Consider the following 12,223-nt stretch of genomic DNA (forward strand, 5'->3'; position numbering starts at 1 on the left):
TAAAAATCGAAATGTATTATTTTATGTTAGAAATAGCATTTTTAAGTCTCAAAATACTTTCGTCTTTTCCAAGAATTGAAAGAATATCTGGTACATCTGGTCCTTTTAGTTCTCCAACTAAAGATAAACGAAGTGGCATCATTACTTTGCCCATTCCAAGTCCTTTTGCTTCTGCAAAATCGTGGATAGTTTGTTTTAAAGTTTCTGATTCGAAGTTTGAAGTTTGAAGTTGATCAGCGAATTCTTGCATTAAACTTCCAGTTTCTTCGTTCCATGCTTTTTTGCTAGCTTTTTCGTCGTAAGAAGTTGGCGCTTCGAAGAAAAATTTGCTATCGTTATAAATATCTTTAATGAAACTTGCTCTTTCCTTCATCAAAGAAACAATTTTCAACAAAGTGTCATTATTTAAACTTGAATTTTTAACCTCATCCAATTCTTTGAACAATTCTAAAACTTCAGCATCCGATTTTTTCAATAAATATTCGTGATTAAACCAAACTGCTTTTTCAGGATTAAATCTTGCGCCAGCTTTGTGAACTTTATGAAGATCAAATTCAGAAATCATTTCGTCCATCGTCAAGATTTCTCTATCGTTTGCAGGACTCCAACCCAACAAAGCAACCATATTGATGAATGCATCTGGGAAATAACCTGACTCTTTGTATCCTTTCCAAATATCACCGCTCTCAGGATCTTTAAAATCCATCGGGAACACTGGGAAACCAAATTTAGCGCCATCTCTTTTGCTTAATTTTCCTTTTCCTTCTGGTTTTAAAATCAATGATAAATGCGCAAATTGTGGAGCTTCCCAACCCATTGCTTCGTACAACAAAACGTGAAGTCCCAGTGAGGGCAACCACTCTTCACCACGAATAACATGAGAAATTTTCATTTCGTGATCATCGATAATATTGGCGAAATGGTAAGTTGGCATTCCGTCATTTTTTACCAAAACTTTATCATCTAAAGTATCAGTATTTACACTAAAATTTCCACGAATGATATCTTCCATATTCAGTTGACGACCAACTGGCATTTTAAAACGCACAACATAAGGAACGCCGTCTGCTTTTAGTTTTTCCACTTCTTCATTAGAAAGTGTCAAACTGTTTTTCATACGATTTCTCGTGAAATTGTTGTAAGCAAAAACTTCACCTTTAGCTTCAAATTCAGCACGAATTGCATCTAGTTCTTCTGGCGTATCAAAAGCGATGTAAGCATAATCTGTCCTTAAAATTTGTTCTGTATATTTATCGTAAATATCACGTCTTTCAGATTGACGATAAGGTCCGTAAGGTCCACCATGAATCGGACTTTCATCTGGGATTAATCCGCACCATTCCAGAGATTTCATAATATAATCTTCAGCACCTTCCACATATCTCGCAGTGTCGGTATCTTCAATTCTTAATACAAAATCGCCTCCGTTATGTTTAGCGAAAAGATAATCATATAATGCAGTTCTTACACCACCCAAATGCAAAGCACCTGTAGGACTTGGCGCAAAACGGACTCTTACTCTTTCCATTGTTTGAAAAATTTAGAGTGCAAATTTACGAAAAATGAAGAGATTATGTTAATTTTAGCTAAGTTTGTATGATGACAAAAGTAGAAAAGCAAAATAAAATTTTATTCTATATAAAAGGCTACTCAACGCAGTTTCTTCCAAAGCAAAATCTTGAAAAAAAAATTAATGCTCTTCGTAAAATTTTGAGTAAAAAAGATTTGGATGTTGCTGAATATCGCGTTGACTACTATAATAAATTGTCAGAAAAACAAAAAGTTACACATTCTGGGACGCGAATTAAAGATCTAAAACATCCTAAAACACCCAAGTCGTACTATTTTGATACTTACGAATATGCTCGCTATTTTGATGACAATCTTCTGATTGATTATGCCTTTGGTGATGTTAACACGATTTTACCAATTCCAATGATTACAAAAAGTCGTCCGATTGCAGGAAGTAACGAAAATAATATTCTTTTAAAGCTAGATAAAGCGAGACATTTTGTGTCGGTCGATGATAGAAAAGATTTTAATAAAAAAAACAACCTGTTAATCGGACGAGGAGGAATCTATCAGGAACATAGAATTCGTTTTTTTGAGAAACATTTTGAAAATCCATTGTGTGATATTGGACAAGTTAATTTGAAAGAAGGCAACCCTAAATGGATAAAACCAAAGATGACTATCGATCAACATCTTGATTATAAATTTATCTTAAGTCTTGAAGGTACTGATGTTGCAACTAATCTAAAATGGATAATGTCTTCAAATTCTATTGCTATTGCGCCTCCTCACAAAATGGAAACTTGGTATATGGAAGGAACTCTTATTCCGAATGAGCATTTTATACAGATTGCTGATGATTTTTCTGATCTTGATGAAAAACTGGAGTTTTATACTAGTAATCCAAAAGCCGCATTAGAGATTGTTGGGAATGCGAAAAGATTTAGATCGAATTTTAATAATGAAAATCTCGAAGATTTAATTGCATTATTGGTGCTCAAAAAATATTTTGAACAAGTTGATTAATGACAAGCATAATCCATTATAATTATTACATTTTCCTTTTCCCCAAAAGTTGGTCACTAGCGAATAGGATAAATGATTGAAGGGGGAATTTGGATTTCATTTCCGATTTAACAATACTAAATCTTCTCTTTAATTCGTGTAAATTTTCATTGAAAAATGTCTGTTGAGCAGGATTGTTAGATAAGTTTTCTTTATTGATTTTATAAGCGTTGTTGAATCGTCGTAATAATTTTTTATACTCTTTAAAATTTTTATTTTTTTTATCGATACTAAAATAGTTGGTGATCGATTTTTTTGTTTCAGTAGAGTTTTCGTAAAATACACTCCCTACTTGTTGCGTAGCGTGTCGTCGATAAGAAATTAATTTTTCATCAAGAAAGTATAATTCATCATGTAGTACTGCCACTAAAGCAATCCATCGATCATGGTGCATTTCGTCGATTAAAGGTATCGGAATTATCTGGTCAATTAGCTTTTTTCTGAATGCCATAGTTGCACCAGTACAAAAATTATCGACAAGATTTAGGATGTTGTACTTGTCAAAGATGTAACCATTTTCTTCAACTAATTTTGGAAAATCCCACACCGGTATTGTGTCAATGTTTAAACTGTTTTCATCAATAATATTTCCATTGGTGCATATTGCAGATATGTTATTTTTTTTCTCAAAAATTTCGAGGATTTTCTCAACCTTATTTGGAGACCATATATCGTCTTGATCACATAAGAAAATAATGTCATTATTACATAAGGAGATAGTCTTTTCAAAGTTTTTTACACTGCGAAGATTGTGATCGTTACTGATTATATTGAATTTCCCTGGATTTTTTTCTGAATAACTTCTTAGAATGGATATTGTTGAATCAGTAGAACAATCGTCACAGACTACAATCTCGTCTATTGGACTTGTTTGGTTCAAAATTGAATCTAATTGCTGCGATAAAAATTTTTCGCCATTATATGTACAAAGTGCTACTGAGGTTTTCATTTTTTTTTGCGTGTAATTTTTATTCTAAAATGTGGTTAATCCACGTCGTGAAAGAATATTTCTCAATGTCTTTCTTTTCTAAATTTTTATAATCGGCATTAACGAAATTTTCAATTACCTGCGGCGTAATGTTGGTATCCCAAACTAAAATATTAGATTGTGAATACAACTCATGTTCACGAGAAAGTTTATTATTTGTAATTAATTTTTTTGATAAATATATCGCTTCAAAAAAACGAAACGATAAGCCGTTGTGAACAGTATCTACAAAGTCTAATATGATATCCGACTTCTGGATTTGCTCCATAACTTGTGGATAGGTAAGTGGGTCTTTTATAAAAGTAATACCAGAATCTGCATATTTTTTTGGAGTTTCTTCATTAAAATATAAAAGCTTAATATTAATAGTGTAACCTAATTTTTTTAGAATTTTTGTTAAAAATAGGATACTTTCAATTCTATTCTCAACAAAGCTTCCAATGAAAAATACTTCTTTATTTTTGCTGTTGTTCGCATTGTAACTCGTAGCAATGTCAAAATAAAAATTACTGGTTAGTAAGATGTTAGAATGTGTTTTTTTGTATTTTTGAAAATCGTTTGGATCGAAAACAAAAAACTTATCGAAAATTGTAATTAATGTTTTTGCCTTGGGATAACGATCAAGTCCGTCCCACTGATAGCCAATTAATTTTTTTGCTTTTGTTTTGAGTAGCAGTAATGTATCTTTCGTAAAGTAGTCTGGGCGAATAACTAATGCATAGTCTGCTATCGAATTTAGATTTTGAAACTGATGAGCTAGTTGAACACTATCGAAATTTAATTTTAAGTTTTGTTTAAAATTTTTATCATTAAAAAATGTTTTTCTAAAAAAATTAGTCAATTTTTGAATGATATTGACGTATCTAAAATCTTGATCACTTGCATAAAATAACTTAACTTCAAATCCACATTGCTCTAGATTATCTAAGAAAGCTTTGTAGATTTCGAAGTGCTTGGGCATTATTAATATGATTGATTTTTTCACAACATTTTGTTTAAGCATTTACTATTCTCATTATCCACTCGCTAAAGCTGTATTTCTTCACAATATCATATGGTAGATCGACGTATGATTTTTTTACAAAATCTGGAATTAACTTATAGTTATTATTCTCAATTACGAAAATGTTATTCGGGTGATAAAAGTCGTACTTTTTAACCTCAACATTATCGGTTATAACTTTCTTTTTATAATAAAGTCCTTCAAAAAAACGTATAGACAAGCCTGCATGTCTTGGATCTACAAAATCTAATAATACATCCGAGTTTTTAACCAACTCGATATTTTCTATAAATGTAATCCTATTTTTAATGTAATTTATCTTGGGATTTTTGCTGTTGTTTTCTTCAAACTCTTGTAAAATAAAATTGAGACGAAAGTTATTTTCATCCGCAAACATGATGAAATTATTTATTTTGTTGCGTCTGTTTTCCCAATCAAGACCCACGAAATATAAAATTGGATTTCCAGATTGTGACGCTGGTTTTAGATTATCAAAATGATCTACATCAAAATAGAAATTCGTAGTTTTTCTGATATTCGGTACGCCTTCAACATTTTCAAAGCAGAAAAAAGTATCAAATAATGAAAAATAATTCTTTACAGCTGGAAATTTTTCAATGCCATCCCATTGATAAGCAATGAGTTTTGATGTTCTTCCTTTTAATTTTTTAATAAACGAGATTGGAAATTCATCGGGTCGAATCACAAGAATATAATCAAAATGTCCATCAAGATTCTCTGCTATTTTCAAAAACTCCTTCTCTGTAAAAATTTTGACAAGTTCTTTTTTATAAGATTTATCTTTTTGAAATGTCTTTTTAAAAAAATTAATTAATCTTTCGCTGTTTTGATATTTAAATTTAGGAATTTGATCTGTCACTAAACTTGCATGAAAACCCAACTTTTCTAGATTTTTCACGAAAAGTTCAGGGAAATCGGAGTAACTAGGCATTACCAAAAGAAAGCTTTTTCCTTGCATTATATTACTTTAGAGAATACAAAATTTTATACGTTTTAATGATTTTTCTAAGACTATTAATTGGGTTTCTGAAAAAGTATTTTTTAATTATGCTGAAATCGTGTCGCGATAGAACATTTAGACTTCTATAATACAAGTCGTTGTTTTTAGACAAAATTCGTTGTTTCCCCAGAGGCTTATAATTGGTTTTTAAAGCTGCTTCTAGTCGCGAAATTATTTCTGAGCTAAGTTTGTCTTGTTCTCTAATTGCAAAATCTAAGAATATTTTTTTGATATAAACTGCATAATAATTAGAAATTATTTCATAATCTTTTTTGATGGAATATTGATTTAAAATTTCTTCCATAACTTGGATGTACGACTCGAGATTTCGATCACCAAGATTTTTTGTGATAGAATTTAGGTTATCAATACGGTAAAAATATGTTTCTTGGTTTATAAACTTTACATTTTTTGCTAAAAGCATGGTTTCAAAAAACCACAGTTCATCTTCATGCAAAATCTTATTTTTAAAGCGAAGATTATTTTTCTTAATAAAATCTGATTTGTACAATCTATTTTGTGCAACAGGCGTAAGACCTGTTTCCATATTTCTAATAATTACTTCATATTGAGTATTTTCAAAATTAATGTCGCCTTCCGAAGGATGCAATAAGCTCGAAAGTCTATTTATTTGATTATCAACAATTGTTGAGCTTGTTGTAATTCCAGTAACGATATCATTGTTTTGATAAGATGACACTAATGAGGTGATCGCATCGTCGGTTAAGATATCATCCGAATCCAGAAAAAAGATAAAGTCACCATCCGCAATATCAATACCTCGATTGCGGGTTGCAGAAAGTCCAGCATTTTCTTGTGTTAAAACTTTTATCCGAGAGTCTATCAGTCCATAAGTTTTTATTATTTCGAAAGTCTTATCGGTACTACCATCATTGATAAGGATACATTCCCAATTTTTATAGTCTTGATTAATGACAGAAGTAACGCAAGCATCAAGGTAATTCTCTACATTATAACAAGGTACAATTATAGATACAAGAGGTTTTTCTGTCATTTTTTTGCAATTAGCTTTGTATAAAGATTCGGTTGATAATAATACAATCTTATGTAAAAATAATATTCTGGGCCAATATCAGTAATAGGATATTTAAGAAATGTTTTGAAAGATTTTCTGATGTTTTCCTTTTCTTGTTGCATTTCATTTTTAGGCGTTTGTCGGAGAATACGCTTAAGAACCATCAAAAGTTTTCTAATAATATTTTTAGTGATTTTTTTCTGATCTTTAATCTGAGTTGTAGCTTGCCAGAATTTAAAAACCTCCATTATCGCTAAGTAGAAATAATATGCGGTCTCGGGAGAAAGGTTGTGAGAGAGACTATTTTCTCTTTGTATGTAATGGTAAAGTTTATCATTAGATTTTACAACCTTTATTGCTTTGTCGAATACTTTAAATAGCGTCGAATAATCCTCAAATGATTTTAAATCCTCAGGAAAACTTATATCTTTTAAAAATTTAGACTTGTAAAGCTTTCCCCATGGATGACTTTGTATGACACTATCTTCTAGTAAAAGCGACAATGCTCTTTTCCCATCAAATACTCGTTCATTAGAAATGGGCTTGTTAAAAACTACATTTCCTTCTTCATCCTCATAAGAGGCTTCTATAACGGCAATATCAGAATTTTCTTCAGCCAGTAGATCAAATAAAGTACTGCAGTAATTAGGCTCAACCCAATCATCGGAGTCAACAAAACAAATGTATTCGCCAGATGCGGTTTTCAGACCCATATTTCGTGCTCTCGAAACACCACTATTACTTTGTTTAATGACAATAATGCGCTTATCACTTTCTTGAAATTCTTTGTAAATTTCGGCACTTGCGTCTGTAGAACCATCATCAATAATGATAATCTCCAAATTACAGTAAGTTTGATGAATAACAGAATTGAGACATTTGCTTAATGACAATTCAGCATTATAGCAAGGGATAATTATACTTATCAAAGGGTAACTACTCATGCGCATTGCAATAGGCTGTTATTAGTTCTGTACCTTTATCATAAAACGCTAACAGTAACTCATTTAGCTTAGGATAAAAAGATTTTGTAATAAAAGCTTTATTTGCTAAATATTTTATGTTGCAATTTAGCAGAAAATATTAAGCCAAACAAATTTTCGAGTTCCGAGCTTTTAACCTAAATTTGAATTAAAATATATAAATATTAGTATTCTCAAAGAGAATATTAGACTTAAATAGCATCATAATGAATATCGTGTATTTAGTTTTCGGAGATAAAATGGAGAATTATCAACAAGTATATTTTTCGATATATACCGCATTAGCTCGAAAAAGTAATAAAGACAGAATTATCGTTATCGCCGAAGATGAATCGTTATTTAAATCATTTGGAGACAATGTAGAAGTATTGCCAATTAATCGAGATGTTATTAAAGAGTGGGAAGGGAAGTATCAATTCTTTTGGCGCGTCAAGATAAAAGCTTTACAACTAGTTGCAGAAAAATATCCAAACGACCCAATTCTTTATTTAGATGGAGATACTTTTTTTTATCAAGATTTTGATGCTTTGCGAGAGGCTCTTGAGAATGGACAAAATTTTATGCATTTAGAAGAAGGGAAGCTATCACAATTATCATCGAAAACCGAAAAATTGATGTGGAAGCAAATGAAAGGCAAAACTTATCATAAATACACGATTGATGAAAATTCGGCTATGTGGAATGCAGGTTTAATAGGTGTCTCAGATAAGCATGTTGGGTGTTTGCAATATACTTTGGAAGTTAATGATGCAATGTGTGCAGATGGCATAACAAGAAGACTTATAGAACAGTTTGCTTTTTCTATTGGACTTAATGAGTATTCGTCGCTAAAACCTGCTGATGATGTTGTAGGACATTATTGGGGAAACAAAAAAGAATGGAATCAGATGATTGATTTGTTCATTAAAAAATCTTTTATGAAAGATTATATGCTTGATCAAATTATTGCTGAGGTTAAAGTAATGGAGCTAACAAAAATCCCTATTAAAGTTAGAGAATCCAATACGCAACGAAAACTTAAAAACTTTATTGACGGATTTTATAAAGATAAAAAAGAAGTATATATACGTTAAACATATTCTATATGTACAATAAAAGCTGAGGTAATCTCAGCTTTTATTTTTTAAAGTTATGTAGGTTTCATTAACGTAAAGACTTTGCAGATAGCTAATTTTCAAGCCATCAATTCCATCTAGAATTCCTAATTTCAAAAAATAGGTTTTAATAAACTTGAAGAAAACTTTACTCCAATGAGTAATACTCGAATATTTTTTACCTTTCTCGTGAAGTTCATTCCCTTTTAATAAGCCATAATAAAGCATTTTCTTCTTAAACTGTTCAAAGTTTGTGAAAGAATAATGCAAAAGCTTATGTTTCAAGACTCCAATACTCCCATCTACTTCAAGCGTTTCGTGGACTTTTTTACTTTCTGTGTAAGATGCTTTCGATTTTCTGAAAAGTCGAAAATTCTTATCATTCTGAGTTCCTGAGTAATTGATTTTCTTTTGCCCCACAAAAAAAGTTCTGTAGATATAATAAGCGTCTTTTGCGTCAGAATTATTAATAGTTTCAATAATTTCGTTCTGCAATAGTGGCGTTGTTCTTTCGTCACCATCTAAGAAGAAAACCCAATCATTTTGTGCTAAAGTTAGAGCTGTATTTCTTTGTTTAGTATAATCTACGAATTCTTGTTTGTGGATTTTAACTTTAGGGTTTTTCTGAGCAATTTCTACCGTATTGTCCGTGCTAAAAGAATCAACAACGATAATTTCATCACAAAAGTTAAAACAATCTAAAACTTCTGCAATGTTTTGTTCTTCGTTGAATGTGATAATTAATCCACTAATTTTTCGCATTTCATCGAAATGTATTAAGCATTCTTAAACTCTAAAACTGTTTTTTCAATGATGTTCACGCAATCCAATAATTCTTCTTTTGTAATAACCAAAGGTGGGGCAAGACGGATAATGTTTCCGTGTGTGGGTTTTGCTAGAAGTCCATTTTCTTTTAAAGCGACGCAAAGATTCCAAGCGGTTGAGCTTTCTGGTGTATCATTAATTAAAATTGCATTTAATAAACCTTTTCCGCGAACAGCGGTTATTAAATTTGTTTTTTGAATTAATTTTTCTATTTCAGAACGGAAAAGCTCACCCAATTCTTGTGAACGCTCCGATAATTTTTCTTCTTCAACTACGTCCAAAGCTGCAACGGCAACCGCACATGCTAAAGGATTTCCACCAAAAGTAGAACCGTGTTGTCCAGGCTTAATAACATTCATAATATTATCATTCGCTAAAACCGCAGAAACTGGATACATTCCCCCAGAAAGTGCTTTTCCAAGAATCAAAATATCGGGTTGTACATTTTCATGGTGACAAGCAATTAATTTACCTGTTCTTGCAATTCCAGTTTGCACTTCGTCTGCAATAAAAAGAACATTGTATTTTTTACAAAGTTCGGAAGCACCTTTCAAGAAACCTTCATCTGGAACGTAAACTCCCGCCTCACCTTGAATTGGTTCTGCTAAGAATGCAGCGATATTTTGAGCGTCAGCTTTTAAAGTTTCCTCTAAAGCATTTAAATCATTGTAAGGGATTTTAATAAAACCTGGTGTAAAAGGACCATAATTTTGGTTCGCATCTGGATCATTAGAAAAAGAAACAATTGTAGTTGTTCTTCCGTGGAAGTTATTTTCGCAAACGATGATTTTTGCAGCATTTTCTGCGATCCCTTTTATTTCATAGCTCCATTTACGAGCTAATTTAACAGCAGTTTCAACAGCTTCTGCGCCAGAATTCATGGGTAATACCTTATCAAAACCGAAAAGCGATGTAATTTTCTTTTCGTATTCTCCTAATTTATTATTGTAGAATGCTCTTGAAGTTAAAGCTAAAATTTGTGCTTGGTCTGTCAAGGCTTTTACAATCTTCGGGTGAGAATGTCCTTGGTTAACCGCTGAGTAAGCAGAAAGAAAATCATAGTATTTTTTACCTTCAACATCCCAAACATAAACGCCTTCACCTTTCTCTAAAACCACTGGAAGCGGATGATAATTGTGAGCGCCGTGCTTCTCTTCAAGTTCTATATAGTAGTTTGAATCTTTATTATTTTCCATATTATAAATATTTTTCGTTTGCAATTTAAAAAAATGCCCAACCTAAGCTGGGCAATTCATTTTTATTTTTAAATCTTAAATGCTGTATTCGTATTTACGATCCATCACAAAAGATTCCATAAATTTAGTTGTGTAATTTCCAGATAAGAAGTCTTCGTTGTCTAACAACTGTCTATGGAAGGGGATTGTGGTTTTAACACCTTCAATATAAAACTCTTCCAAAGCACGTTTCATTTTAGCAATCGCTTCTTCTCTAGTTTGCGCTGTTGTAATCAACTTAGCAATCATAGAGTCGTAGTTTGGCGGAATTGCATAACCAGAATATACATGCGTGTCAACTCTTACACCATGACCTCCAGGAATATTAAGTCCCGTAATTTTTCCAGGTGAAGGACGGAAATCCGCATAAGGATCTTCCGCGTTGATACGACATTCGATAGCGTGCAATTTTGGATAGTAATTGATACCCGAAATTGGTGTACCTGCAGCTAACAAAATTTGCTCACGGATTAGATCGTAGTCGATAACTTGTTCTGTAATTGGATGTTCTACTTGAATACGAGTATTCATCTCCATAAAGTAGAAATTACGATGTTTGTCAACCAAAAACTCGATTGTACCAACACCTTCGTAACCAATAAATTCGGCAGCTTTAACAGCAGCTTCACCCATTTTTTCACGAAGTTCATCCGTCATGAATGGAGAAGGCGTTTCTTCTATTAGTTTTTGATTTCTTCTTTGGATAGAACAATCTCTTTCTGACAAGTGGCAAGCTTTTCCATATTGGTCACCAGCAATTTGGATTTCAATATGACGTGGTTCTTCAATAAGTTTTTCCATGTACATCCCCCCGTTTCCAAAAGCAGCAACAGCTTCTTGGATCGCAGATTCCCAATGTTCTTTTAGGTCTTCTTCTTTCCAAACAGCACGCATACCTTTACCACCACCACCAGCAGTAGCTTTGATCATTACTGGATAACCGGTTTCTTTAGCGATACGCACGGCATCTTCATAAGAATCGATTAGTCCGTCAGAGCCAGGTACGCATGGTATTCCAGCCTCTTTCATGGTTGCTTTAGCCGTAGCTTTATCACCCATTTTTTCAATCTGCTCTGGCGTTGCTCCAATAAATTTGATATTGTTGTTAGCACAAATTCTTGAGAAGTTTGCATTCTCTGATAAGAATCCGTAACCAGGATGGATAGCGTCTGCATTGGTAATTTCTGCAGCTGCAATAATGTTAGGAATCTTTAGATAAGAATCTTTACTCATCGCAGGGCCGATGCACACTGCTTCGTCCGCAAATCTTACATGTAAACTATCTTTGTCTGCTGTACTATATACTGCAACCGTTTTGATACCCATTTCTTTTGCGGTACGTAGAATTCGCATTGCGATTTCGCCACGGTTTGCAATTAATATTTTTTTGAACATCTTTTAGAATTTTAAATTTTAAATTTTGAATTTTAAATTATTTTAAATGTCAAAAAACATCTAAAA

The 12,223-nt window shown here is 32.3% G+C and carries 11 protein-coding genes; 2 read left to right on the forward strand and 9 right to left on the reverse strand.

Going from position 1 to position 12,223, the window contains the following annotated elements; all coding sequences use genetic code 11:
- Positions 1-16: 16 nt before the first annotated feature.
- Positions 17-1,528 (reverse strand): glutamate--tRNA ligase, encoded by a 1,512-nt coding sequence (gene gltX / locus AC23MB_RS11260; protein WP_374329115.1) that lies wholly within the window; start codon positions 1,526-1,528, stop codon positions 17-19.
- A 68-nt stretch (positions 1,529-1,596) separates the two neighbouring features.
- Between gltX and AC23MB_RS11265 the strand changes: the two genes are divergently transcribed.
- Positions 1,597-2,538 (forward strand): glycosyl transferase family 90, encoded by a 942-nt coding sequence (locus AC23MB_RS11265; protein WP_487787293.1) that lies wholly within the window; start codon positions 1,597-1,599, stop codon positions 2,536-2,538.
- 25 nt (positions 2,539-2,563) lie between these two features.
- Here the strand turns inward: AC23MB_RS11265 and AC23MB_RS11270 are convergent, their stop codons facing one another.
- Genes AC23MB_RS11270 through AC23MB_RS11290 form a run of 5 tightly spaced genes read right to left on the reverse strand, consistent with a single transcriptional unit; the run spans position 2,564 to position 7,569 of the window.
- Entirely contained in the window at positions 2,564-3,526 is a 963-nt protein-coding gene (locus AC23MB_RS11270) for a glycosyltransferase family 2 protein (protein WP_487787294.1), read from the reverse strand.
- Between the two features lie 19 nt (positions 3,527-3,545).
- Entirely contained in the window at positions 3,546-4,550 is a 1,005-nt protein-coding gene (locus tag AC23MB_RS11275) for a WaaS/CpsH family glycosyltransferase (protein WP_374329118.1), read from the reverse strand.
- A 10-nt stretch (positions 4,551-4,560) separates the two neighbouring features.
- Entirely contained in the window at positions 4,561-5,547 is a 987-nt protein-coding gene (locus tag AC23MB_RS11280) for a WaaS/CpsH family glycosyltransferase (protein ID WP_374329119.1), read from the reverse strand.
- Positions 5,548-5,551: 4 nt separating this feature from the next.
- Positions 5,552-6,604, reverse strand: coding sequence for a glycosyltransferase (locus tag AC23MB_RS11285; protein ID WP_312324329.1), 1,053 nt, complete (start codon positions 6,602-6,604; stop codon positions 5,552-5,554).
- A complete protein-coding gene (locus tag AC23MB_RS11290) occupies positions 6,601-7,569 on the reverse strand; it encodes a glycosyltransferase family 2 protein (protein ID WP_487787295.1) in 969 nt (322 codons plus the stop codon). The genes AC23MB_RS11285 and AC23MB_RS11290 overlap by 4 nt, the downstream gene beginning before the upstream one ends.
- Before the next feature lie 245 nt (positions 7,570-7,814).
- Between AC23MB_RS11290 and AC23MB_RS11295 the strand changes: the two genes are divergently transcribed.
- A complete protein-coding gene (locus AC23MB_RS11295) occupies positions 7,815-8,681 on the forward strand; it encodes a hypothetical protein (RefSeq protein WP_487787296.1) in 867 nt (288 codons plus the stop codon).
- A gap of 36 nt (positions 8,682-8,717) precedes the next feature.
- On the opposite strand, the gene AC23MB_RS11300 is transcribed toward AC23MB_RS11295, so the two are convergent.
- From AC23MB_RS11300 to accC, 3 genes are all read right to left on the reverse strand, one after another.
- Positions 8,718-9,464 (reverse strand): glycosyltransferase family 2 protein, encoded by a 747-nt coding sequence (locus tag AC23MB_RS11300; protein WP_487787297.1) that lies wholly within the window; start codon positions 9,462-9,464, stop codon positions 8,718-8,720.
- A gap of 14 nt (positions 9,465-9,478) precedes the next feature.
- Positions 9,479-10,723, reverse strand: coding sequence for an ornithine--oxo-acid transaminase (gene rocD, locus AC23MB_RS11305; protein WP_312322569.1), 1,245 nt, complete (start codon positions 10,721-10,723; stop codon positions 9,479-9,481).
- A gap of 75 nt (positions 10,724-10,798) precedes the next feature.
- Positions 10,799-12,157, reverse strand: a complete 1,359-nt coding sequence (gene accC / locus AC23MB_RS11310; RefSeq protein WP_312322570.1) for an acetyl-CoA carboxylase biotin carboxylase subunit — start codon at positions 12,155-12,157, stop codon at positions 10,799-10,801.
- Positions 12,158-12,223: the final 66 nt, after the last annotated feature.

This window comes from Soonwooa sp. T0.1_25 (genome assembly GCF_057652215.1).

What these genes read in the sequence shown, in the direction of transcription:
- gltX (WP_374329115.1), bottom strand. Translation starts at nt 1,528, where the DNA reads ATGGAAAGAGTAAGAGTCCGTTTTGCGCCAAGTCCTACAGGTGCTTTG.
- AC23MB_RS11295 (WP_487787296.1), top strand. Translation starts at nt 7,815, where the DNA reads ATGAATATCGTGTATTTAGTTTTCGGAGATAAAATGGAGAATTATCAA.
- AC23MB_RS11280 (WP_374329119.1), bottom strand. Translation starts at nt 5,547, where the DNA reads ATGCAAGGAAAAAGCTTTCTTTTGGTAATGCCTAGTTACTCCGATTTC.
- AC23MB_RS11265 (WP_487787293.1), top strand. Translation starts at nt 1,597, where the DNA reads ATGATGACAAAAGTAGAAAAGCAAAATAAAATTTTATTCTATATAAAA.
- rocD (WP_312322569.1), bottom strand. Translation starts at nt 10,723, where the DNA reads ATGGAAAATAATAAAGATTCAAACTACTATATAGAACTTGAAGAGAAG.
- accC (WP_312322570.1), bottom strand. Translation starts at nt 12,157, where the DNA reads ATGTTCAAAAAAATATTAATTGCAAACCGTGGCGAAATCGCAATGCGA.
- AC23MB_RS11270 (WP_487787294.1), bottom strand. Translation starts at nt 3,526, where the DNA reads ATGAAAACCTCAGTAGCACTTTGTACATATAATGGCGAAAAATTTTTA.
- AC23MB_RS11285 (WP_312324329.1), bottom strand. Translation starts at nt 6,604, where the DNA reads ATGACAGAAAAACCTCTTGTATCTATAATTGTACCTTGTTATAATGTA.
- AC23MB_RS11300 (WP_487787297.1), bottom strand. Translation starts at nt 9,464, where the DNA reads ATGCGAAAAATTAGTGGATTAATTATCACATTCAACGAAGAACAAAAC.
- AC23MB_RS11290 (WP_487787295.1), bottom strand. Translation starts at nt 7,569, where the DNA reads ATGAGTAGTTACCCTTTGATAAGTATAATTATCCCTTGCTATAATGCT.